Origin of the sequence: Peptoniphilus equinus, from assembly GCF_027921445.1 — a bacterium.
Classification (GTDB): Bacteria; Bacillota; Clostridia; order Tissierellales; family Peptoniphilaceae; genus Peptoniphilus; species Peptoniphilus equinus.
The window spans coordinates 1,527,615-1,550,187 of the sequence record NZ_CP115667.1; the positions used below are offsets into that span (position 1 = coordinate 1,527,615).

At 47.8% G+C, this 22,573-nt stretch carries 20 protein-coding genes, 1 tRNA gene and 1 other RNA gene; 8 read left to right on the forward strand and 14 right to left on the reverse strand.

Annotation, left to right across the window (positions count from 1 at the left end; all coding sequences use genetic code 11):
* Positions 1-337: 337 nt before the first annotated feature.
* The 3 genes from ffs to O6R05_RS07445 form a co-directional block, all read right to left on the reverse strand.
* Positions 338-600: signal recognition particle sRNA large type (gene ffs, locus O6R05_RS07435), an RNA gene on the reverse strand.
* A 652-nt stretch (positions 601-1,252) separates the two neighbouring features.
* Positions 1,253-1,618: a fluoride efflux transporter CrcB gene (gene crcB, locus O6R05_RS07440; RefSeq protein WP_271191358.1), complete on the reverse strand. Its 366-nt coding sequence runs from the start codon at positions 1,616-1,618 to the stop codon at positions 1,253-1,255.
* A gap of 188 nt (positions 1,619-1,806) precedes the next feature.
* A tRNA-Ser gene (locus O6R05_RS07445) sits at positions 1,807-1,894 on the reverse strand.
* 124 nt (positions 1,895-2,018) lie between these two features.
* Between O6R05_RS07445 and O6R05_RS07450 the strand changes: the two genes are divergently transcribed.
* Positions 2,019-2,984, forward strand: a complete 966-nt coding sequence (locus tag O6R05_RS07450; protein WP_271191359.1) for a biotin--[acetyl-CoA-carboxylase] ligase — start codon at positions 2,019-2,021, stop codon at positions 2,982-2,984.
* A gap of 36 nt (positions 2,985-3,020) precedes the next feature.
* Here the strand turns inward: O6R05_RS07450 and O6R05_RS07455 are convergent, their stop codons facing one another.
* Positions 3,021-4,133: a cation diffusion facilitator family transporter gene (locus O6R05_RS07455; RefSeq protein ID WP_271191360.1), complete on the reverse strand. Its 1,113-nt coding sequence runs from the start codon at positions 4,131-4,133 to the stop codon at positions 3,021-3,023.
* Between the two features lie 128 nt (positions 4,134-4,261).
* Between O6R05_RS07455 and O6R05_RS07460 the strand changes: the two genes are divergently transcribed.
* Positions 4,262-5,503, forward strand: coding sequence for an L-cysteine desulfidase family protein (locus O6R05_RS07460; RefSeq protein WP_271191361.1), 1,242 nt, complete (start codon positions 4,262-4,264; stop codon positions 5,501-5,503).
* Between the two features lie 26 nt (positions 5,504-5,529).
* Here the strand turns inward: O6R05_RS07460 and O6R05_RS07465 are convergent, their stop codons facing one another.
* Together O6R05_RS07465 and thiD are read right to left on the reverse strand one after the other, a co-directional pair.
* Positions 5,530-6,924, reverse strand: a complete 1,395-nt coding sequence (locus O6R05_RS07465; protein WP_271191362.1) for an LTA synthase family protein — start codon at positions 6,922-6,924, stop codon at positions 5,530-5,532.
* A gap of 1 nt (position 6,925) precedes the next feature.
* A complete protein-coding gene (thiD, locus tag O6R05_RS07470) occupies positions 6,926-7,714 on the reverse strand; it encodes a bifunctional hydroxymethylpyrimidine kinase/phosphomethylpyrimidine kinase (RefSeq protein WP_271191363.1) in 789 nt (262 codons plus the stop codon).
* A 147-nt stretch (positions 7,715-7,861) separates the two neighbouring features.
* On the opposite strand from thiD, the gene O6R05_RS07475 reads away from it, so the two are divergent.
* On the forward strand, positions 7,862-8,329 hold the full coding sequence (locus O6R05_RS07475; RefSeq protein WP_271191364.1) for a MaoC/PaaZ C-terminal domain-containing protein: 468 nt from the start codon (positions 7,862-7,864) through the stop codon (positions 8,327-8,329).
* Between the two features lie 21 nt (positions 8,330-8,350).
* Here O6R05_RS07475 and hisS read toward each other — a convergent pair whose 3' ends face one another.
* Together hisS and hutG are read right to left on the reverse strand one after the other, a co-directional pair.
* Positions 8,351-9,658, reverse strand: coding sequence for a histidine--tRNA ligase (gene hisS / locus O6R05_RS07480; RefSeq protein ID WP_271191365.1), 1,308 nt, complete (start codon positions 9,656-9,658; stop codon positions 8,351-8,353).
* A gap of 10 nt (positions 9,659-9,668) precedes the next feature.
* A complete protein-coding gene (hutG, locus tag O6R05_RS07485; RefSeq protein WP_271191366.1) occupies positions 9,669-10,670 on the reverse strand; it encodes a formimidoylglutamase in 1,002 nt (333 codons plus the stop codon).
* A gap of 158 nt (positions 10,671-10,828) precedes the next feature.
* Between hutG and O6R05_RS07490 the strand changes: the two genes are divergently transcribed.
* From O6R05_RS07490 to O6R05_RS07510, 5 genes are all read left to right on the forward strand, one after another.
* Positions 10,829-11,737, forward strand: a complete 909-nt coding sequence (locus tag O6R05_RS07490; RefSeq protein ID WP_271191367.1) for a Ppx/GppA phosphatase family protein — start codon at positions 10,829-10,831, stop codon at positions 11,735-11,737.
* A complete protein-coding gene (gene ppk1 / locus O6R05_RS07495) occupies positions 11,737-13,851 on the forward strand; it encodes a polyphosphate kinase 1 (protein ID WP_271191368.1) in 2,115 nt (704 codons plus the stop codon). The genes O6R05_RS07490 and ppk1 overlap by 1 nt, the downstream gene beginning before the upstream one ends.
* 448 nt (positions 13,852-14,299) lie before the next feature.
* A complete protein-coding gene (locus O6R05_RS07500) occupies positions 14,300-14,944 on the forward strand; it encodes a TetR/AcrR family transcriptional regulator (RefSeq protein ID WP_271191369.1) in 645 nt (214 codons plus the stop codon).
* A 75-nt stretch (positions 14,945-15,019) separates the two neighbouring features.
* A complete protein-coding gene (locus O6R05_RS07505; RefSeq protein ID WP_271191370.1) occupies positions 15,020-15,589 on the forward strand; it encodes a hypothetical protein in 570 nt (189 codons plus the stop codon).
* Positions 15,586-16,209 (forward strand): alpha/beta fold hydrolase, encoded by a 624-nt coding sequence (locus tag O6R05_RS07510; protein WP_271191371.1) that lies wholly within the window; start codon positions 15,586-15,588, stop codon positions 16,207-16,209. Before O6R05_RS07505 ends, O6R05_RS07510 begins: the two co-directional genes overlap by 4 nt.
* A gap of 473 nt (positions 16,210-16,682) precedes the next feature.
* Here the strand turns inward: O6R05_RS07510 and lepB are convergent, their stop codons facing one another.
* The 6 genes from lepB to O6R05_RS07540 form a co-directional block, all read right to left on the reverse strand.
* The gene (gene lepB / locus O6R05_RS07515; protein ID WP_271191372.1) at positions 16,683-17,138 is read right to left on the reverse strand and encodes a signal peptidase I; all 456 of its coding nucleotides are present in this window, start codon (positions 17,136-17,138) and stop codon (positions 16,683-16,685) included.
* A gap of 96 nt (positions 17,139-17,234) precedes the next feature.
* Positions 17,235-17,942, reverse strand: a complete 708-nt coding sequence (locus O6R05_RS07520; protein WP_271191373.1) for a V-type ATP synthase subunit D — start codon at positions 17,940-17,942, stop codon at positions 17,235-17,237.
* On the reverse strand, positions 17,943-19,472 hold the full coding sequence (locus O6R05_RS07525; RefSeq protein WP_271191374.1) for a V-type ATP synthase subunit B: 1,530 nt from the start codon (positions 19,470-19,472) through the stop codon (positions 17,943-17,945).
* The gene (locus O6R05_RS07530; RefSeq protein WP_271191375.1) at positions 19,465-21,276 is read right to left on the reverse strand and encodes a V-type ATP synthase subunit A; all 1,812 of its coding nucleotides are present in this window, start codon (positions 21,274-21,276) and stop codon (positions 19,465-19,467) included. Before O6R05_RS07530 ends, O6R05_RS07525 begins: the two co-directional genes overlap by 8 nt.
* Positions 21,277-21,286: 10 nt before the next feature.
* Positions 21,287-21,595: a V-type ATP synthase subunit F gene (locus tag O6R05_RS07535; protein ID WP_271191376.1), complete on the reverse strand. Its 309-nt coding sequence runs from the start codon at positions 21,593-21,595 to the stop codon at positions 21,287-21,289.
* A complete protein-coding gene (locus O6R05_RS07540; protein ID WP_271191377.1) occupies positions 21,588-22,565 on the reverse strand; it encodes a V-type ATP synthase subunit C in 978 nt (325 codons plus the stop codon). The genes O6R05_RS07535 and O6R05_RS07540 overlap by 8 nt, the downstream gene beginning before the upstream one ends.
* Between the last annotated feature and the right edge of the window lie 8 nt (positions 22,566-22,573).

The window sequence follows — 22,573 nt, forward strand, 5'->3', positions numbered from 1 at the left end:
TCAATTGAGACGGGTGTCCGCAGGCATATTGCAAAACTGCTCATTCTTAATCTCAGTCGGCCGACCGTCGTCGATCCTACCAAGGTGTATGTAGTGCCATCATCATAAACAAAAGAACAAAGAACAAAAGACATGGTGTATGACGGCAACTGTAGTTATTAATTGATAATCATTATTGATTACAAAGTAACTATAGCATGCGCACTTTAAAAAAGCAAGTCATTGATAAAAATTTTCAATACTTTTACAAAAGACTTCCCCGAAAGCTCGCTTCATACGACGCACGTTAAAAAAGGACAATAAAAAAGACGACTCACGTCGTCAAACATACTATGTACCATGAACCCACCTTCGAAAAATGACTCCATGCGTTACCCAAAGAGTTAACTCAGATAAGGCTTCCCTACAACACACGCAAGGACTTGCTTAGTGCTGCTTCCGTCAAGATCTGACACGGTTCACAAGGTTACGTTGCATAGGACCCTATCCTCAACGCCACTTTTTTGAGGCAGACCACATAGCCACATCCCTCGGGTGGGCATCAACCCTGCTATAGCGATCGCAGGTTACAAGGCATCGCTAATTCCCCGTCTATCATGGTAAAAGCTATTTTACCGTGTAAGCGACGCCTTGTCAAACATTCTGCCTTATTTCTTCGCCAAACTTTTCAAAATAAGGTGCAGTCTTGGATTACCTGACACCCTTTGATGCTAGCTCCTCGTTGATGAAAAAGACATCTGACCATATCCCCAGCCGTTCTTTCACTTATCCTAACAGTGACGTAGCAATGATCCTACACAAGGCGCCCCGACACGGCTTTTCTTCCGTGGTAAAAAAGAACACTGCCGAATGAACACTGCTGCCGCTACTCCTACCGACATTTGTACAAACTCAATAACTTTTTTCTTAAATCTTTTCTTAAAGCACCTATCTATGCACGGAATTTGAAGGACGCCAGTAAGCAAAACTGACGTACCGCTAAAATCATTCCGACTTCAGTAGTGCCGTAGCCGCATAAGATAGCCTTAAAGAAAAACGGATAAAAAAAGCAACGGGCAAAATCCACTGCCTTGATCGTCTTTGTTTCTCATGGAGCTACTCGTGCCCTGTTGATGAAACATATGAAAAGGAAAAATGATTTCGACATAAGTTGTGGAATCGTTAATTTTTCGTACCCTCTCTGTCAAATTGCCCCAAAAAATCATTATCCCGACAGACTGCTGCTTGTCGGGATAGGTAAGTGCACGATGCTTTATCGAACAATAAGCTGAGCCAGAATAACCGCAGCTATGGATATCACAATACTTGCCATAATGTAGATAACAGCCGATGCTATTTTGCCGCTTTGAATCAGCGTTGAAGATTCCAATGCGAATGTCGAGAAAGTGGTAAACCCACCGCATATGCCGGTTTTCAAAAACAGGATCATATCAGGTGAAATTTCTGTATGCTTTCCGGCAATCGCTGCGACCAATCCAATGACAAAGGACCCAAGAATGTTTATCAGCAATGTTTTAAATGGAAAACCGTTTGCGTTATTAACAAGGAACAAGCTGATAAAATACCGGAAAATGGATCCGACGGCCCCTCCTAAGCCAACAAAAAGACACGCTCTCATAATTACCTCCTCAAGAGTATGATGCAGAAGTCATCAGCTTAGTGCAATTCTGGCATATGGTCATGGGAGACCTCACCCCCTCGACATGTTCTAAATTTAATAAAGGCGATGATATCATAATTGGTAAGAATAATCTATTCTTTGTACAAAAAAATAAGCAGCTTTATATCAAAGCTGCTTATTTAATATGGCGGAGAGAGAGGGATTCGAACCCTCGATACGTTGCCGTATACACACTTTCCAGGCGTGCGCCTTCGACCACTCGGCCATCTCTCCTTAAGTCTTAGGGTTTTATTTTACAAGAAATATACAATGCTGTCAACGATAAAATTCCAACCCTTCCAATCCGCGGTTTACCTCAGTTTTAATGTCGATTATAATAATCGTGAGGAGTGAAATCATGTCAACGAAAGATAAGGTACTTAAAATTTTAGAATCCAATCGTGCGACCCCGATCTCCGGGGAGGAGATGGCAGAGCGTCTGGGCGTGTCCCGTACGGCAGTGTGGAAAGCGGTGAAAACCTTAAAAGAAGAAGGCCACACAATTCTCTCCAAAACCAACTCAGGCTACAAACTGGACGCCGCATCCGACGTATTGGATAAGTGGGCCATTGCCAAAAACCTGGATTCCGATCTGCAAGCTGTCGACATTCGCATTTATGACACCATTGATTCTACCAACACCGAGGCGAAACGACTGCTCGCCACAGAAGACCTGTCCAACTTCACACTGCTCGTCGCCAACGAACAAACAAAAGGACGCGGTCGCCAAGGCAAAACCTTCGCCTCCCCTAAGTCCACCGGCGTCTATTTCTCCATTGTGTTCTTTCCTCGAGATACATTCTCTTACAGTTCGTTTGACCTGGTCACCATAAAGGCCGCTGTGGCCGTGGTGGACGCCATCGAAAAGACCACCGGCACCACCACGGATATCAAATGGGTCAACGACATCTTCCTCGGTCACAAAAAAATCTGCGGCATCTTAACTGAAGCCGACACGGATTTTGAATCCCGAAAAGTCCGCTCCATCATCACCGGTATCGGGATCAATATCACCACCGAGTTCGACGGATCGCTCCCGGCCGCAGGCTCTCTGAAGCCTGACAATCTCCTGCGAAGCGAGTTGGTAGCGGCCGTGGTCAATGCCTTTTATCACGCCCTCTATCACATGACCGACGCAGAGGTTCTCGAGCGTTACAAAGCTCACTCCATGCTCCTCGGCCGAGATGTGAGTTTTGAGCTGAACGGCAAAAAATACGAAGCCGTCGCCAAAGATATCAATGCCGCCGGCAATCTCATTGTAGATGCAGAGGGTACAACAATGACCCTCTCCTCGGGTGAAGTCTCCGTCAAAGGTCAATTTTAACTATAACTAAAGCCCCCTTTAAGGAGGCTTTTTTATTTATTCAAAATGTCGATCATAGTGAATGTGAATGGGATTGTCATAGCTCAAAGCCGCCCGCACCTTGGCTTCAAATGCTCTTCTGTCGTCGCTGCTGTAGGTCGCCTTTGCGTCGAGGATGACATCGACGCTCATCCCGTCTTCATAGAGCATGAGGTCATGAAAGGAGATGAGTGCCGGTTCTGTTGCAATGAGCGCTTTAAATGTCCGGGCAACCCGATCCTTTTCTTCGGAAAAAGACCCCACCGGATCCAGATGAATGCCGGCGTGATAACCCAGCTTGTGCTTGATGCCGCGCTCAATGCCGTCCGCTAAGTCGTGAGCCTCTTTAAAGGTGAGTGCAGAGGATGCTTCGATATCCATCCACGTATAGCGCTTCTCCGGACCGAAATCCACCACCATCACATCGTGTACATCCAGTACCCCGGGATAGTTTTTAACAAAATCCACGATCTGTTTGATCTCTTCAGGATTCGCCGTGCCGATAATGCGGCTTAACGTATCCCGAATGAGCTCATAGCCCTGATAGAGAATGACACCACTCACAACCAGTCCCGCCCAGCCGTCCAGCGCCATGCCGGTGAAGTGAAAGATCAACAGGGACAACAATACGCCGCCGGTGACAAAGACATCGCTAAGACAGTCTTTCGACTGTGCAAGAATCGGCAGTGACTCGATAGCAGTGCCGACTTTTTTGAAGTAGCCGCTCATGATGAGCTTCACCACACAGGACAGCACCATCAGACCCAATGTCAAACTGCCGGTTGCAAGCTGCGACGGATGAAGTATCTTCTCGACGGAACTTCGAATAAACTCCAGGCCTGTCATAAGAATCAGTACCGCTACAGCTAAGCCTGCAATATATTCCAACCGACCATGCCCAAAAGGGTGCGCCGCATCCGCCGGCCGATGGGACACCTTGGAACCCACCAAGGTCACGACCGCCGAGACGGAGTCGGTGAGATTGTTCATCCCGTCAGCAAGCACCGACACTGCACCGGTGAGAGAATAAATAAAGACCTTCAGCGCCACAAGACCGATGTTTGCTCCTATGCCGATATAGGATGCGCGGTTCATCTCCCGCTCACGGGATCGCACTTGTTGTGATTCCATAACAACCTCCTTATTGTGGTATTATATCAAGTTTGTTCAACCTTGCCACCGCCTTTTTTTACAAACCTTTTCCCCCGTTGTCTTCCGTGTTATAATAAGCACGTATGGATTTTTTAGGAGGATGAACTATGGATTATAAAGCATTTTTAAGACAGGAACTTCAACCTGCCTTCGGCTGTACGGAGCCCATCGCTTTGGCCTTTGCCGCTGCAAAAGCAAAGGAACTTCTGGGACGGGATCCGGAGCGCATTGAGGCAAAACTATCGGGCAATATGATTAAAAACGCCAACAGTGTCTTCGTCCCAGGGACCGACGGGCGCAAAGGCATTCCCATCTCCATTGTGGCCGGTGCATTTCTCGGCGATCCGTCACGGGATTTGGAAGTGCTGATGGATGTGGACAAGGCGGACCTCGCCGAATGCGATAAAAAAATTGAAGACGGTATACTCACCGTCACCCACAAAAAAGGTGTCGAGAACCTTTACATCGACATGAATGTCTTTGCAGGCGACGACAGTGCAGAGGTCATTATCGAAAACGACCACACGGGCATTATCTACATGAAAAAAAATGACGACGTCCTCTTGGATAAAGGCGCCGCAGTATCTCATGATGACACCGTGGATCTTTCCTTCGATGCCATCTATGACTTTGCAAAGACCTGTGACTACTCCGACATTAAAGATATTTTAACCCGCCAGATGGACTACAATTTGGATATCGCCGAAGAAGGACTCAACAACCACTGGGGTTCCAACATCGGAAGCACCATTTTAGACCACAGCCCTACTGGTAGCGTCGATCGTTACGTCGCCTATGCTGCCGCCGGGTCCGACGCCCGAATGAGCGGCTGTGAAAAACCTGTCGTCATCAACTCCGGCAGCGGCAACCAAGGCATTACCGTCACCTTACCGGTCCTCCTTTATGCCAAGGATCACGATATTGACGAGGACACTTTGTACCGCGGACTTATCTTCTCCAACCTCATTGCCCTCTATATGAAAGACCTGATCGGTAAACTCTCCGCCTACTGCGGCGTGGTATCCGCATCGGCGGCAAGCGTCTGTGCCATCGGTTTTATGCGTGGGGACGACAAAACGATTCTCGCTGATACGTTAACCAATGCCCTCGCAGTCAACTCCGGAGTTATCTGTGACGGCGCCAAGGCCTCCTGTGCTGGAAAAATCGCCTCCAGTCTGCGCAACGCATTTTTAGCTCACGATCAGGCCCTCAGCCACAACTCCTACCTCCCCGGCGACGGCATCGTTAAAGATGATATCGACACCACCATTCAAACCGTAGCGACCATCGCCAAAGACGGTATGAAGGTCACCGACGAAGTCATTTTGGAAGAAATGCTGGAAAACTAAATCCCATAATAAGAAAAACCCTTCTCTTACGAGAGGGGTTTTTGAGTAAGACGAGATAAGAGTTGCCATGGCGACAGCTCCGCCTCTGGTCCGAAATCGTGTCCGAAGTTATTCCAAATCACATACGGCGTGGTGTGCAGTGCCGTGACATCACAAGGGTCAGTCGGATCCATGGTGCGTCCCAGCTCACGATACAAGCTACGATCCTTGCCCATGGACGGCGAATGGTCGCCGAAGAGCACCAGCACGCAAGGCGCGTTCATGGACCGAAGTCCCTCGACTACAATGTGAAGGCTATCCGATGTCCGCTCAATGCCTTCTAAGTAATGATTGAAGCCGTTGATGGCCTCGCTGTGACCCGGCACATACACCACATCCGCCGCGCCGGCAGGATAAGGTCCATGGTTTTGATAGGTGACAGAAAAACTGAACGTCTTCTCTTGTGCCACCGACGCTTTAAAGTCGTCCACCACGCACTGAAAAAAAGTCGCGTCATCTAAAATAGCTTCCCGCTCGTCGTGATACGTGTTGTCATAGTGCTTAAACGACTCAAATCCGAAGCTGCGATACACCCGATCCCGATGATAAAAGCGCCCTTTGTAGGGATGCTGTGCAATCAGACGATAGCCTCGTCGCTTCAGGCGCTTCAAATAGCCGGAGGTGCTATCGGGGTGAGGCTTGCCAGTAAGCACCTGAGTCTCCGTGAGAAACGTGCCGCCGCCATAGACCTGAGTCTTCAGTGCGCCGGTACTGCCTTCACCTGCGAGCTGATGAAAATAGACATAGGGATCGCGATGAAGAGGCACAAGTCCCGTAAAATCTTTAAAGGACTCCAACATAATGACCAGATAGTTCACGTCCATAAGCTCCCCGTCAGGGTCAGGTTCAGATCTCATCCACAGCCGTCCCGCAGAGTGGATCAGCGAATAGAGAAACCCTCGGGACTCGAATCGCTCCAGGTCTCTTAAGTTATAACCCTGCATTCCCACCCGATCATAGACCAAAGGAAGACACAGCACCACGCCGACAATACCACTCACCAGCGTCCACACGCTTAGCGCATAGCGTGGCAAAGGCAGGGCAAGTATCACCAGCGTCCCCAAGACAAAGAGTCCCGTGCTCGCCGTCTTGAGCTCCAAGGCGTACTTTTCTCCCATATCCGCCGCTTCTTTTAAAATGCCTGCATCCTCAACACGAAGGGGCTCCTCCCGATACATCACCTTGTAGCGGTGAGCCAGCGCAAAAACCCCGAAGGCAATGGCGACGCCCTTCGCAACACCGCCTCCCGTCTGCACCAAAATCCAGGCGAGAATACTGTTGATGACCAAGGCCTTCCAATTTTTAAACAAGAGTCCCAGGCGATGGGGCGCCGCAATAGCCATGGTCCACACCGCCACACACACTCCGAAGATAAAGAGCATCTTACACCTCGCTGATAAAGTAGCCGTGATCCAGAGGTCCGCTGCCACGGCCCAGATCAAAGTCCCGTGCGAGGAGCTGGGTGAGGTAGAGTTTTGCCTTAAAAATTGCCGTCTTCAAGTCGTCCCCTTTAGCGAGATTGCAGGCGATGGCCGAAGACAATGTGCAGCCGGTGCCATGAGTGTTGGGGTTGTCCAGACGCTTGCCGTAAAACCAGTGTATCTGACCGTCATAGAGCAGATCGTCGCTGTCCTCACTTAAATGGCCGCCCTTTAAAAGCACCGCTACATGATACCTGTCAAAAATCTTTTTTGCTCCATCAACCATTGCCCCTTTGGAGGTGATCGCCATGTCCGCGAGCAGTTCGCCTTCTTTCAGGTTCGGCGTGATGACGGTCGCCAGAGGAAAGAGTAACTCGGTGAGAACGCTTAGGGTCTCGTCCTCAATAAGTGCAGCGCCGCTGGTTGCCACCATCACAGGATCCACCACCACATTGTCAGCGCCGTATGCCGTCAATACCTCGGCAATGGTTCGAACCAACTCCGGCTGAGACACCATGCCGATCTTAACTGCATCGGGAACAATGTCGTCATACACGGCACGAAGCTGTGCCTCGAGAAATGTCGGCGTGCTGTTGAGCACATCGGTGACGCCCGTAGTGTTTTGGGCCGTCAGTGCCGTGATGGCGCTCATGCCATATACACCGTTGGTCAACATGGTCTTTAAATCTGCCTGAATACCGGCCCCGCCGCTGGAATCGCTGCCGGCTATAGTAAGTACTCGCTTTCGCATAATGTCACTTCTTTCTTTGATCCCTTTTACAAGCTACCTTCCGAGATATCTTGCTGTCAATGCCCGAAAAGTTGCACCTCGTTTTTCTGTGCTCTATTATACCGCAGAACGGCGCGCAAGTGGGTATAGTCTTATCAGGAGGACACTATGTATTTAGAAGACTACATCATAGGGCGCATCTACCCTTTAAAAAGCGTCTACATCACAAAAGACATGATCATCGACTATGCCAAGGCTTTCGATCCCCGTCCTTTTCACCTAAGCCCTACCGCGGCGGAAGCGACGCAATTTGGCCGACTGTTTGCCTCCGGGTTCATGACCCTGAATCTCTGTTGGCTCCAGTGGATCAACACCGGCCTCGACGAAGCGGGTATGATCTGCGGCATCGGTCTTGACGAACTCCGATGGCTCGCCCCGGTTTACGCCGACGACCGGCTCTTCCCGGAAGTTGAAATCACCGCCGTCTCCCCTTCCGCTACGAAACTTGTGGGCAGTGTAGAATTTACCTTGCGAGCTAACAACCAGGACAACACGCCGGTTCTTTCCTGCAAGACCACAGCTCTGATTAAAAAACGACACTACGATCAAAATCCCATTAAAAAAGACGCACCGTGACGTGCGCCTTTTTGTTATCCGTTATTTCTTAAGCTTCGCAATAATCGCCTCAATGGTCATGTCTTCTTGCGTGCCGTCTTGCATATGCTTCAAGCCGAAGATGCCTTGTGCCACTTCCGTCTCACCGACCACAAGTGTATACGGCACTTCCAGCTTGTCCGCAAATTTAAATTTCTTGTTCATCTTAGCCTGCTCCGCATAGAGAGTAGCCGCAACACCCGCTTGAGTAAGCTGCTGAATAATCTTAATACCTTCCAGCTCCAACCCGTCCATAGGAATGACTAACACATCCACCAAGCTCTTCTTTTTCGCTTCGATAAGTTTCGCTTGAGAGAGCTGATAATAGAGGCGCGACAAACCGATGGAAATGCCGACGCCGGGAAGCTTTTTGTCCGTGTAAAAGCTCGCCAAATCTTCATAGCGTCCGCCGGAACATACCGAGCCGATGGACTCATAGCCTACCAGTTCCGTCTCATAAACCGTGCCGGTGTAGTAATCCAAACCCCGTGCGATTTTAAGATCAATCGTGTAGTGGGTGTCTGGAACTCCATACGCCGCAATGGCATCGACCACAGTTTTCAGCTCATCCAAACCTTCCTCAAAGGTCGAATCCGTGATGCCAAACGCCTTAAGGGCCGCCAAAATCTCCTCGTTAGTTCCCCCGATGGCGGTAAATGCCATGATTTTTTCGGCTTTGTCCTCAGCGACACCGATCTCGATAAGCTCTTTAATCACATTGTCCCGACCGATTTTATCCAACTTATCCACGGTGCGAAGGACGGATACCGTATCGGTAATCTCCAAAGAACGATAGAAACCGTTGAGAATTTTTCGATTGTTGATCTTTACGATAAATTTGTCAAAGCCCAAGTCTTTAAAGGTGTGATAGATGATCACAGGGATCTCCGCATCGTTTAAAATGCTCAGGCTTCCATTGCCGATGGTGTCGATATCGCATTGATAGAACTCTCTGAAACGTCCCTTTTGAGCCTTTTCACCCCGATAGACTTTGCCGATTTGATAGCGTTTAAACGGAAAAGCCAACTCATTAAAATGCTCCGCGGTATAACGTGCCAGGGGCACCGTGAGGTCAAAGCGAAGGGACATATCCGTGTCCCCTTTTTGAAAACGATAGATTTGTTTTTCCGTCTCACCGCCGCCTTTAGCTAAGAGGACTTCACTCTTTTCGATGACCGGCGTATCGATAGGGAGGAAGCCGTGAGCCTCATAGTTCTTGCGAATGGTGTCAATCATCTCATTAAAGAGAATTTGATCACCCGGCAAAAGCTCCAAGAAGCCGGGCAGTGTTGATGGTTTTACAATAGTCATGTCGACCTCCTTACATATCGAAATACTGACTGATGACAGCATGTACTGTCGCATAAATAAGCACAGCCGCAAGGCTGGATGTCGCACTATCCTGATCGTAGCGCGGTGATACCTCCGCCACATCAAAACTCACAACTTTCCCTGAGAGCACGATGTGCTTTAAGAAGACCAACACCACTTCCGGATCCAGACCCAGAGGCTGCGGCGCACTGACTCCCGGTGCATAGGAGGAGGAAAATACATCGGAACAGATGGTCACATACACATGATCCATCTCCAAAAGGAACTTATCAATGATCTCAAAGTTTTTATAGAGCTGTCCATTGACGATATCCTTGGCCAAAATATAGTCCTGATCGTTCTCCTCCATAAACTTAAACAGACTCACCGTGTTGGAGTGGCGTTGAATCCCGATAGGCAGATAGTGAAAGGCCTTGCCCGCCTCTACCATTTTGTCTCGAGCCTGACGAAACATCGTCCCCGACGACGGCCCGTTATCTTTATAGGGTCTGTTGTCAAAATGGGCATCGAAGTTAATAATCCCGAGCTTCCCGTCATTGACATATTTTTCAAAGATGCCACTGAAGTGTCCAAAGGCGATTTCATGGCCGCCTCCGAGGAGTATGGGAAACATATTTAAATCGATAATCTTTTCCACCGCTTGGGCGAGGGAATGTTGCGCCTCACTCAGCGTCAAGCCTTCTGGATAAATGTTGCCGCAGTCAAAAATTTTTACGTCTTTAGGAAAGTCGCACGGAAGTGACGACAGCGCACGGCGAATGCTCTTCGGACCGTTGGCGGCGCCGACGCGGCCTTTGTTTTGAGCAATGCCCCAGTCGCATTCAAAACCTAAAATGCCAAAGGCCAACTTGCCCTCAAAAGGCTTCAGCGACGCATCGTCCAAATCTATGCGCTCCACCCACTGATGCCAGCGAAACGCATCATAATCACTTTCAGAATCCACCCGTCCTGTCCATGATGTCGGTAATTCTAAACTGTAATTTTTAATCATTTTTCACCTCTAGTGCTTTGATTTTATCACTTAACTAAAAAATTGTCAGCTTTGAGCATGATGTAATTGGTTTTCTACTAACGCGCTAATTTACATAGATTTTACCAAACAATTTTGGGTATTCGATATAATACCTATATACATCTGAGGAGGACAACATGGACAACAAAAAATACGGCGTCGTGGACATCGGGTCCAACACCATTCGATTCAATATCTATAGAGACAATTCCAAATCCTATAAAGTCATCTCCAGCAAAAAGACCTTTGCAGGTCTGAGCTCCTATGTGGATGATGAGGGTAACCTGGACCCTCAGGGCATCAAAAAGATCAAAAAGAACATCAACAAATTTCAGGACATCGCCGAGGAGTTCGGTGTGGATGAAATGTACATATTCGCCACCGCCTCAGTGCGCAACGTGAACAATGCCGCACAAATCCTAAAGACGATCAAAGCGGAAACCGGCGTGACCATTGATCTTCTCTCCGGCGAAGCGGAAGGAGAGGCTGGATTCTACGGCGTCAAACTTTCCACCGAACTGGACCGCGGCTATATTTTAGACATTGGTGGCGGCTCTACAGAAATTATCAGCTTTAAAGACGGCGCCTATTCCAGCTCCATTTCACTGCCGATCGGATCCCTGTCCTCCTATAAGACCTTTGTCACAGGTATTGTCCCGACAAAGGAGGAAGTTCAGCAAATCCGAGCCTACATTCGCGGTGCGCTTTTAATCGAGGACCGTCGCATCGCCAAAATCACCGATGCCAAACTCTACGGTATTGGCGGCACCATTCGCGCCACAGGCAACATCGGCGAAGAATATACCGCACACACCGATCGCTGTACGGATCGCGCCACGGTAGAGGAACTCATCACAGGCCTGGTCAACCAGGACAAAGACCTCATTCGCTGCACATTAAAGGTCACCCCGGAACGGATTCACACTCAGGTCCCCGGCATGGTGCTGCTCAGCGAATGCATGAACTACCTCGGCATGGACACCATTGAAATCAGTAAGAATGGAGTACGTGAAGGTTATCTCTATCTTCAAAAAGGAGGCAAGTAATGACCGTTGACTTAAGCTTTACCCAAAACCGCGAGCTCTCCTGGCTAAAATTTGACGAGCGGTGTTTACATGAGGCGCTGGATGATACTGTGCCGCTGTTGGAAAAGCTTACCTTTTTAAAAATCTTTTGTTCCAATTTGGACGAATTCAACATGGTTCGCGTGGGCGGCCTGACCGACCTTGCCCTCTTGAATCTGGGTGAAGTCGACAACAAAAGCGGTCTCACCAGCAAAGAGCAGTTGGACAGCGTCTTTGAACGTCTCACCGACCTCTACAGGGAAAAAGACCGGGTTTACGGCATTGTAGAAAACGAGTTTCGCACCCACGGTATTTTTAACCTAGACATTGCCGAGCTCACCAAATCGCAACACAAAGCCACCTATAAATACTTTAAAGACTTCATCAAACCCATCCTCTCCCCACAGGTCATCGACTTCGAACACCCTTTTCCCTTCCTGGAAAACTTAAACGAATACCTTCTCCTGGAGTTGGAACGGGACGGGAAGACGAAGTACGGCATCATGCATCTGCCCGCCATCCTTCCGAAGATTGTCAAGCTCCCCACCGACACCGGCTATCCTTTCATTCGGGCGACCAAAGTTATCCATGAGTTTTCCGACGAATGCTTCCCGAAATTCAAGGTGAAAAACAAGACCATCATTCGGGTCACACGCAACGCCGACCTCTCCGCCGACGACGAAATTGCCTATGACGATGTGGACTACCGTGCCCACATGAAAAAAATCTTAAAAAAGCGCACGCGTCTGCAAGCCGTCCGCGTGGAGTGCAACCAGCCAATTGACAAACCGCTGAGTGATCTGTTGTGTCAGCGCCTTGCCATCACGCCGCAACAAATCTTCGTCTCTGATGCACCACTGTCCATGGAATATGTCTCCGAGCTCAAACACTTCCTCGACGACGGCTTTTTAAAAGCGCACACCTACAGCTTCTACGCCCCCAACAGTGCATCCACGATGAATCTGACAGACAGCGTCATAGAAAAAGTCCAAAAACAGGATATCCTCTTAAGCTATCCCTATGATTCTATCGAGCCCTTCTTCCATCTCCTTTGGGAAGCGGCCTACGACAGTCGGGTGGCGAGCATCAAAATCACCATCTATCGCCTCGCCAAAAATTCACGTCTGGTGGATCTTCTGTGCCGCGCCGCAGAAAACGGTAAAGAAGTGGTGGTGCTCATGGAACTCAGAGCGCGCTTTGATGAACAGCACAACATGGACAATGCCAAAAAGCTCTACGACGCCGGCTGTAAAATCATCTACGGTATGGCCGGTTACAAAGTCCATTCGAAAATTTGTCTGATTACCATGTCCGATCACTCCGGCTGGACACATATCACCCAAATCGGCACCGGCAACTACAACGAAATCACTGCCAACCTCTACACCGACTTCTGTCTGATCACCGCCGATCAACATATCGGAAAAGACGCCATGGCCTTCTTTCAAAACCTCGCCACCGGCAATCTCAGCGGCAACTACACCCACCTTATACAATCACCAACCACTCTAAAGCCAACCCTCTTGGCACTCATGGACAGAGAAATTAAAAAGGGCGATGCCGGCAGAATCTTCCTCAAGATGAATGCCTTCACCGACCGAGACTTCATCGACAAGATTCAGGAAGCGTCTCAAGCCGGTGTGCAGGTCCGCATGATTGTGCGCGGGATCTGCTGTCTTGTGCCCCACATCGCCGGCAAGACGGAAAATGTGGAAATTCGATCCATTGTCGGCCGCTACTTGGAACATCCGCGAGTCTATATGTTTGGAGAAGGCTATCCCGACATCTATTTGGGTTCGGCAGATCTCATGACACGCAACACCGAACACCGTGTGGAGCTTTTGACTCCGGTCCTTTCACCTGATATCCAAGTGCGTCTTCGTAACTATATGGCGGCTCAATTTAAAGATAACGTCAAAGCTCGCACCATCGACGCTCAAGGCAACTATAAATTTGTTAACGACGGCCAACCTGCCTTTAATGCCCAGGCTTACTTCATGCAGGAAGCTCCGGTGTCCTACGCCAAAGTAGCGGCTAAAACGTCCGGCGGCCCCTTCGCCTTTTTAAAAAATCTTTTTAAAACAAAGAACGCTTAGCTTGGACACATCTATAAGTAAGCATTGTTATCTTGCAGGACGCATGGCAAACTACTATGCGCTCCTGCTTTTTCTATGCCGTCAAACGGCCTTCTCGTTGCGTTGCCTTTCCATGTCTTTTCCATCCTTTCCTTAGTTTTAATGAACAAGCACAGCAAATGAATACTTACTTGACTTTTTAGTTTATTGGGGACATTCCTAAATCTAGTGTGCTTCATCCTATATCCTGCCTGAAAGACGACTTCCGTTGAGCTTTGCCTTCGATGTATACAACGCTGCACTTTCGTTACGTCTAAAACAACGAGAACGATTATTAAAATAACTTTTACTGCGAAGCAAAGGAAAGCATCCCCCAAATTAACACCGGCAGGATGTATCTTGACAAGAGGCAACGACATCGTTACAATGATACCTACCAAAAGAATGTATCCGAATAAGGAGGCACATTGTGGCACGAAATAAATATCCAGAGATCACCGTTGAAAAAATATTAGAAGTGGCACAACGACTTTTTTTAGAAAAGGGATATGACAACACAACCATTCAAGACATTGTCGATGAACTGGGTGGATTAACAAAAGGGGCAATATATCATCATTTCAAATCCAAAGAGGACATCATCTGTGCCTTAAGTGATAAACTCTTTGCTGAAAATAATCCTTTTGCTATTGTAAAGCAGAGACAAGATTTGAACGCATTACAGAAAATGAGAGAAGCGGTTAAACTAAACCAACAAACCACACAAAACGATCAGCTTAATCTCGAAATGCTTCCCTTATTAAAAAATCCACGTATTTTTGCAGAGATGATCAAATCCAACCACCAACATCTCACGCCCTTATGGCTGGATTTGATTGAAGAAGGGATTGCCGAGGGCTCTATTCAAACCAACTATCCAAAAGAAATTGCAGAGTTAATACCTTTGCTTGGCGATGTATGGCTCTATCCGAACATCTTTCCTGCGACGGAAGAAGACATTGTCCATAAGTTTTTATTTTTCAAGGAAATGCTTGAAAAAATGGGCGTTCCTATTATTGATGATGAGTTGGTCGACATGGTCAAGGTAAGACTCAATCAAATTTCAACTCTATAAGGTAAACTAAATCGTCTTTTACTAGGCGTTTTAGTTTACCAAAATACATTCGTTCAGTAGGTATTAAAGGAGGATATGATGCTGAAAGTTAAAAAATGGGGGCTATATACTCTAACTTCACTGTGTTTAATAGCGATTATAGTATGCGTGATCTGTGACTATGCGATGACAAAAACTTTAACATGGTCTTTGATTGTTATACTTTCTTTGATTGCCGGGTGGCTGGTCATGGCACCTTGTTTCATAGCAAAAAGCAAAGCAATAAAAAAATCATTGATTGTTAGTAGTATAATCTTAATTCCTTTTCTAGCAGGATTAAGTGCGCTTTTAAAATTACCGCTTATTTTATCTATGGGAAGCTGTATTGCCGGTTTGTCAATTGCGGCAGCATGGGGAATATACGGAGTGCTTGTAAAATATCAAAAGAGAATATTCCTAGCTTTGGCCCTTTCTCTGCTTATCGCAATCCCTTTAGTATGTGGAATTACGCATATTACGGCATATTTTATTAAAAGTTTTCCCATGGATATCGTTTCGGACCTTTTTCACATCATAACCACATTGGTATTAAGCGGCACTTGCTTGATGATAGACGCGATTAAACTGCACCGGGATACTGTCAGAAAGGCGCAAACAGGCTTATGACCTATGTGTTTATACATGGACTTGGGCAGACTTCATCAAGTTGGGACAAGGTGATAACCCATCTCCCCACTGATATCCCAATCTACCGCCCTTCTCTATCTGATATGGTAAAAGGCAAGCAGATGACATACCAAAATCTCTATAACACATTTGAAAGCGAATGTACCTATATGAAAATGCCTTTACACTTGTGTGGCATTTCACTTGGCGCTATCCTTGCATTACAGTACACACTATACAATCCTCAAAAGGTAGCATCTGTCATATTGATCGCACCGCAATATAAAATGCCAAGATTGTTGTTAAGGCTTCAAAATATTATGTTTCATGCGTTGCCTCAAAGGGCATTTAGATCAACTGCCTTTTCTAAAAGAGATACCATTGCCTTGACAACTTCCATGAAGGAGATAGACTTTACAGCTTTGCTAAAAAAGATAACTTGTCCGGCTTTCATTGTCTGCGGTCAAAAGGATAGAGCAAACCAAAACGCCGCAAGAAATTTAGCAAATACTATGCCAAATGCGACATTATGTTTTGTTGAAGGTGCAGGACATGAAGTAAATATAGAGGCTCCTATAGCATTGGCATACTTGATAAAAGATGCCTGGTTCTATGCGTAGCAATATTGGCCATGTCTTCCTTGTAAGCGGTAAGGAGGACATACTAGTACATGAAGATACCGAACTCAAAACCTTCCATTCTACTGTCCAAATTGCAAACCGAAAATACTACGTAGCGTAAAGACCCTGAGAAATATCCGGTACGCAACAGTTGGACGCAAAGACGCAGAGCCGATAAACGCGCAGATAAAAATGCACTTACCGGCTCTGTTATTTGGTTTGGAGCTCTATGTTTATAGTTCTCTCATAGCCTATGGCCAAAAAGCCATGGTACCTATACGGGATTTTTCGCTTATGAGTATGAACTCACAAGTCATATCATTATCTCTTATAATTCTTACTTCCAACGCCCAAGCTATTTTATGCTGCATGGCTCCTTCTCGCTTGTCGTTGAAACCGATCTTCCGGCTCTTACGTTAGTTTGTTTTCAAATCGTCCTTATTGTTGGTGGCTGCTTTGTAGTCATTCTTTTTTTATGTCTTTGGCCCGACAAGACGTCGGTCAACCATATGCGTCACATCTCCGACACGGATCGGTCCGAAGTGACGAGAATCTTTCGACGCATCTCTGTTGTCGCCGAGGACATACAGTTCTCCCGACTTAAGACGAAAGACACAACCACCGTCCACCGGTGTGATCGGTCTGTTGTGAGGTCCTTCAGTGACAAAGACATGATCCCCCACAACAAGGACCTCATCACCTGCAACGGCCACAATACGTTTTAAATACGACTGTGTCTGCCCCAGGAGGACAAAGATTACCAACGTCCCTCGCGACAGCTGACTCGGCACCGCCGTCCTCACTTTTAACAGGTCGCCATGATTTAACGTGGGGCTCATGCTGTTGCCAACGACTCGAAAGAGATGTCCTTTGGCCCAAATAAGTCCGGCGAGGACAAAAGCCGCCACCACCCAACCGAATCCATTCATAACTTGCTCCTTCACTGTATAGTACATTCATTGTAGCACGCAAAGAGAGCACTGACACGCTCCGAGAGCAATAAAAAAGCTTGGGTTGCCCAAGCTTTAAAATTTGAGATTGACCGCTTTGTTGTGCCCCGGTGACGATGGCGGCTGTGTGACCGGCGGTTTATCTTCCTCTTTGGAAATAATATCTTTGACCTTCATCAGACGAGTAATGCTCGCCCGTTCGTTTTCATCCAATTTTGCGCGAATGTAGTGAATGGTTTCTTCCAAGTCCGGAATGGTCTTGTACTCCAGTGCATTGACACGGCGGCGCGTCTTTTCAATTTCATCCGCCATGAGCTGGGTAGATTTTTCCATCTGAGCCAGCTCAAGCAGTCGTGCCATAACAGATTTCAACCCTTCTATGGCCTCGTCCAAATCCGAGGTGGTTTGAGCAAAGCCGTAGGGATAAATCGATCCGGACTCAGTCAACGCTTTGGTGTGAAATTGCATATTGGGCACAAAAACGCTCATGACATTTTCAATTTCTATCTCAAGCTCCGTGACCTGGGTGGGAAACGACACAGCCGCCTCCAACATTTTCGGATCTGTAGAAGACGATGCCAACATAAACTTTTTTGAAGCTTCAATGAGCTCGGCTTCCACTTCCCTGCGCAGGGTCTTATTCTCCCGAACCAATTCTATAAAGCGACGCATAAGTTCGTCCTGCTTATCTTTCAGTAGCTTATGACCACGAGAAGATGTGCTCAGACGCGTCTTCAGCGTACTCAAGTTCATTCGCGTTGGACTGACATTAAGTCTTGTCATCTAATCGCGACCTTTCTGGGTGTCGGTATGCATCGTCTCAAGAACTGCCTTGGCCGCAGCCAACGAACTATCCTGCCGCTCCTTGTCTATTTGATCGATGGTCTTATCCACTTTTTTGGACAGTACTTCGTGAGGCGCTTTCTTTGTCTCGGTCACAGTCTCCTCAGAAAGATACTTAGCAATGAGCTTGTCATCAATACGCTTGAGCTCTGTCTTAGGGATGATGCTAAGAAGCTTCCATCCGGTGTCCAGCGTCTCTTCAATATCCCGATTGGTCTCATAACCCTGATCCACATAATCCCGCTCAAAGGCATCAGCAAACTTGGCAAACGCCTTGTCCGCTTCCGATAGGGCTGACTCCCCTAAAATGACCGAGAGTTCCTTCGCTTCCTTGCCGGAAGTGTAGGCCGCATAGATCTGGTTCATGGTATCAGCATGGTCTTCACGAGTTTTATCTGCACCAATCCCCTTATCCTTGAGACGGGAAAGGGACGGGATAACATTGATCGGCGGCTGAATGCCCTGTTTATACAGCTCTTTGGAAAGAATAATCTGTCCTTCCGTAATGTAGCCGGTAAGATCCGGAATTGGGTGCGTAATGTCATCTTCCGGCATGGTGAGAATCGGAATTTGAGTGATGGACCCTTTGCGCCCTTTAATCCGCCCTGCCCGCTCATAGATACCGGCAAGGTCGGTGTAGAGGTAGCCCGGATAACCACGACGCCCCGGTACTTCCTTACGTGCTGCCGACACCTCGCGAAGGGCTTCGGCATAGTTGGTCATATCAGTCATGATAACCAGCACGTGCATATCCTGTTCAAATGCTAAGTATTCCGCACAGGTAAGGGCCATTTTCGGCGTGGCAAGTCGTTCAATGGCGGGGTCGTCCGCCAAGTTCATAAACAATACGGCACGGTCGATCGCACCAGTTTCTTTAAAAGAGTCGATAAAGAACTGAGCTTCTTCAAAAGTGATGCCCATCGCGGTAAAGACGACGGCAAATTTATCATCGGTGCCCAATACTTTGGCTTGTCGGGCAATTTGAGCCGCTACATTGTTGTGTGGTAAGCCGGCTCCTGAAAAGATAGGAAGTTTTTGCCCACGAACAAGAGTGTTCAGACCGTCAATGGTGGAAATCCCCGTTTGGATAAACTCGGACGGATAGTCTCGAGATACCGGGTTAATTGCAGTCCCGTTGATATCAATTTTCTCATCGGCGATAATCTTCGGACCGCCGTCAATAGGTACCCCGAGGCCGTCGAATACACGCCCGATCATATCCGGACTCACGCCCAGCTCCAACGGGTGCCCTAAAAAGCGCACTTTGGTCCCGGCCAGATTGATGCCGGAAGATCCTTCAAAAATTTGCACCATAGCTTTGTCTTTGTTGATTTCAATGACACGGCCGCGGCGACGCTCGCCGGTTTGGAGCTCAATATCAACTAATTCTTCATATTCGACACCTTCAACCCCTTCCACAACCATAAGGGGGCCGACAACTTCGGTGACGGAACGATATTCTTTAAGCATGGGTTGCCTCCTTATCTTCGGTGGTTGTTTGCGGTGCCTCGGATTTGCGTGCATGTGGAATGATGCCGTCAATGGCACTATGCACATCGTCTAAGATTTGCTCCAACTTGGACAGTTCTTCTTCCGGCACATACTTCATCCGCGTAATAGCTTCACGTACCGGCAGCTTCTCAATCTCAGAAAGGTAAGCGCCGTGTTCCAGACCTCGAAGGCCTTCATCATAGAAACCCATAATCGTCTTCATCATCAGATTTTGTTTCTCAAGGGAGCAGAACGTATCCACCTCATGGAAGGCATTTTGTTGGAGATAATCTTCTCTAAGGGACTTAGCCACCTCAAGCTTCAACTGATCTTTTTCAGACAAACTGTCCCGTCCGACCAGACGGACAATTTCTTGAAGCGAGGATTCTTCCTGGAGCAGCGCCATCGCCGCTTTTCGTCGCAGAGAGAACTCCGGATCCACGCTCTGATCAAAGAACTTATCCATCTTAGCTTGATAAAGGGAATATGACTCGATCCAGTTAATGGCTGGGAAGTGACGGGCATAGGATAAGTTATAATCCAACTTCCAGAAAATTTTGACAATTCGCAGGGTGGACTGGGTGACCGGCTCAGAAATATCTCCGCCCGGAGGCGATACTGCACCGATGACGGACAGTGCCCCTTCCCTTGCGTCTGCCCCGAGGCATCTCACACGGCCGGCACGTTCATAAAACTCCGCCACACGGCTGGCAAGATATGCGGGGTAGCCTTCATCACCGGGCATCTCTTCCAGACGTCCCGACATTTCACGGAGCGCCTCCGCCCAACGGGACGTGGAATCCGCCATCATGGCTACAGAATATCCCATATCCCGATAGTATTCACAAATGGTGATCCCGGTATAAATGGATGCTTCACGCGCCGCCACCGGCATATTCGATGTATTGGCAATAAGCACTGTACGCTTCATAATGGACTCGCCGGTGCGCTCATCGATAAGTTCCGGAAACTCCATCAGTACGTCGGTCATTTCATTGCCCCGTTCACCGCAGCCGACATAAACGACCACCTGAGCATCGGCCCACTTAGCCAGCTGGTGTTGTACGACAGTTTTTCCGGATCCGAACGGACCCGGAATCGCCGCCGTACCGCCTTTGGTGATCGGAAAAAACGTATCGATAACCCGCTGACCAGTAATGAGCGGCGTATTCGGGTCAATCTTTTCGCCAATAGGACGCGCACGACGCACCGGCCACTTTTGAATCATCGTGAACTCTTTATCTCCCATTTCAGTCTCGAGGACGTAAACCACATCATCGACATGAAACGATCCGGATTGCACTGATTTAACTTTACCTTTCACATCCGGCGGCACCATAATCTTGTGTTCAATGACTTCCGTCTCCTGAACCGTCCCCACCACGTCGCCACCTTGGAGGTCGTCCCCCACGTTGACAACAGGGACAAAGTCCCAGAGCTTCTCTCTGTTCAAATTGTGTACTTCCGCGCCTTTGACAAGAAAATCGCCTGCCACTTCCTGGAGCTTTTCCAGCGGACGCTGAATTCCGTCAAACATCTGCTCAATGAGTCCGGGTCCCAGTTCTACCGAAAGTGGTGAGCCTGTCGTATAAACATCATCCCCCGGAGCAATCCCAGTAGTCTCTTCATAGACTTGAATTGAAGCCTCATCGCCGCGCATTTCGATGATTTCGCCAATGAGCTTATCCTTTGACACTTCCACCACATCATACACTGACGCATCGGTCATACCACCGGCGACAACGAGGGGTCCGGAAACTTTTATAACGTGTCCTGTATTCAAAATTTCCTCCTTACAAAATGTTACTGCCAACGGCTTTTTCTACATTGCTGTCGATTTTCTTCATGCCGATGCCAAGGGATCCCTTATTCGATGGAATGGGTACAATGGCTGGAATGGTAACATTGTTATATCTGTTAATAGTTGTTTCGATCTCTTGTGCAAGGTCTTCCGTGATAAAGATGAGGCCATATTTTTCCCGGGCCAGTTCATCCACGATAAGCCTTGCATCGTCTTTGGTATAACACGCCTTGACTTCAACGCCCAGAGCTTTAAAGGCAAGGACGGAATTTTTGTCGCCAACGACTGCAATTTTATACATAAGTATCACGTAACCTTTGTCGTAAGACGTCTTCATCCGTACCGTTTAACAGGCCGATAAAGATCAGTCGAATATTTTTTATTTCCGTTTCTCTCGCATAGAGATAGTTGAAGAGTATCTCAGGGCCATAGGTCGTATGTTTATAATTTTTGATCAGTGCCATAAAGTAGTTGTCCTTGGCTTTTTCAAACTCTGCCATGGATCCGGTCTCTTTATAGGCCTTCAGCCCCTCATCTAAGTACTTGCGAAAGTTCACCCGAGTTAACAGCGCCGTGTCTTCTGACTCATAAAAGTGATTTAACGTGCCGAGATCCAACATGCCGCCGTCAATCAGCGCTTTGGCTAAAAGGTCCTGTGCGTCACCGCGACGTCGCAGTCTGAGCGTCGTAGCAATGTTGGTGAAATCCACTAAATCCCGGACATACGTCTCAAAGAGCTCCACCTGACTCTCTTTCGCCAACGCTTTTATGGCATCGAAGTAGGCGTTATCCAGATAGATATCCACATCCTGAGGGTCTTTGGTGAGCTCAAAAGTTTCCAGCGCCCCTTGCAATACAGTGGCATAGGCATTGTCCGAAAACTCGTTGAGTGACGCCTTAATAGCCTGCACATCACCTTTGATAGGATAGTATAAGTGAGATAAATCCTCGTGAAGCAGTTGCTCCTTCGCAGCTACTTTGAGGTTGTGGTAAACGTATTTTAAAGCCAACAAATCGATGACATCATCGTCGTGGGCAATGTCATACATGGTATTGTAGAAACCGATGAGGACATTCTCCAAAGCTTTGTCGTAATCGTCCACGCTCCTAAGCTTCATCGCCTCTTCCTTGTAGACCGTATCTCCCAGGGAATTGATAAGTCCTTCGACCGTCTTAGCTTCAATAAAGTTTTTAAAATCTACATCAGAGAGTAAATTCTTTTCATATATGCGCGTCTGAACCGACGCCTGCACAAAAGCTTCTCGTTTCATTTACCCTC

Bases quoted from the DNA above. Each gene is read 5' to 3' on its own strand.
- crcB (WP_271191358.1), bottom strand. From the start codon at position 1,618: ATGAGAGCGTGTCTTTTTGTTGGCTTAGGAGGGGCCGTCGGATCCATT.
- O6R05_RS07450 (WP_271191359.1), top strand. From the start codon at position 2,019: ATGTCAACGAAAGATAAGGTACTTAAAATTTTAGAATCCAATCGTGCG.
- O6R05_RS07455 (WP_271191360.1), bottom strand. From the start codon at position 4,133: ATGGAATCACAACAAGTGCGATCCCGTGAGCGGGAGATGAACCGCGCA.
- O6R05_RS07460 (WP_271191361.1), top strand. From the start codon at position 4,262: ATGGATTATAAAGCATTTTTAAGACAGGAACTTCAACCTGCCTTCGGC.
- O6R05_RS07465 (WP_271191362.1), bottom strand. From the start codon at position 6,924: ATGCTCTTTATCTTCGGAGTGTGTGTGGCGGTGTGGACCATGGCTATT.
- thiD (WP_271191363.1), bottom strand. From the start codon at position 7,714: ATGCGAAAGCGAGTACTTACTATAGCCGGCAGCGATTCCAGCGGCGGG.
- O6R05_RS07475 (WP_271191364.1), top strand. From the start codon at position 7,862: ATGTATTTAGAAGACTACATCATAGGGCGCATCTACCCTTTAAAAAGC.
- hisS (WP_271191365.1), bottom strand. From the start codon at position 9,658: ATGACTATTGTAAAACCATCAACACTGCCCGGCTTCTTGGAGCTTTTG.
- hutG (WP_271191366.1), bottom strand. From the start codon at position 10,670: ATGATTAAAAATTACAGTTTAGAATTACCGACATCATGGACAGGACGG.
- O6R05_RS07490 (WP_271191367.1), top strand. From the start codon at position 10,829: ATGGACAACAAAAAATACGGCGTCGTGGACATCGGGTCCAACACCATT.
- ppk1 (WP_271191368.1), top strand. From the start codon at position 11,737: ATGACCGTTGACTTAAGCTTTACCCAAAACCGCGAGCTCTCCTGGCTA.
- O6R05_RS07505 (WP_271191370.1), top strand. From the start codon at position 15,020: ATGATGCTGAAAGTTAAAAAATGGGGGCTATATACTCTAACTTCACTG.
- O6R05_RS07510 (WP_271191371.1), top strand. From the start codon at position 15,586: ATGACCTATGTGTTTATACATGGACTTGGGCAGACTTCATCAAGTTGG.
- lepB (WP_271191372.1), bottom strand. From the start codon at position 17,138: ATGAATGGATTCGGTTGGGTGGTGGCGGCTTTTGTCCTCGCCGGACTT.
- O6R05_RS07520 (WP_271191373.1), bottom strand. From the start codon at position 17,942: ATGACAAGACTTAATGTCAGTCCAACGCGAATGAACTTGAGTACGCTG.
- O6R05_RS07525 (WP_271191374.1), bottom strand. From the start codon at position 19,472: ATGCTTAAAGAATATCGTTCCGTCACCGAAGTTGTCGGCCCCCTTATG.
- O6R05_RS07535 (WP_271191376.1), bottom strand. From the start codon at position 21,595: ATGTATAAAATTGCAGTCGTTGGCGACAAAAATTCCGTCCTTGCCTTT.
- O6R05_RS07540 (WP_271191377.1), bottom strand. From the start codon at position 22,565: ATGAAACGAGAAGCTTTTGTGCAGGCGTCGGTTCAGACGCGCATATAT.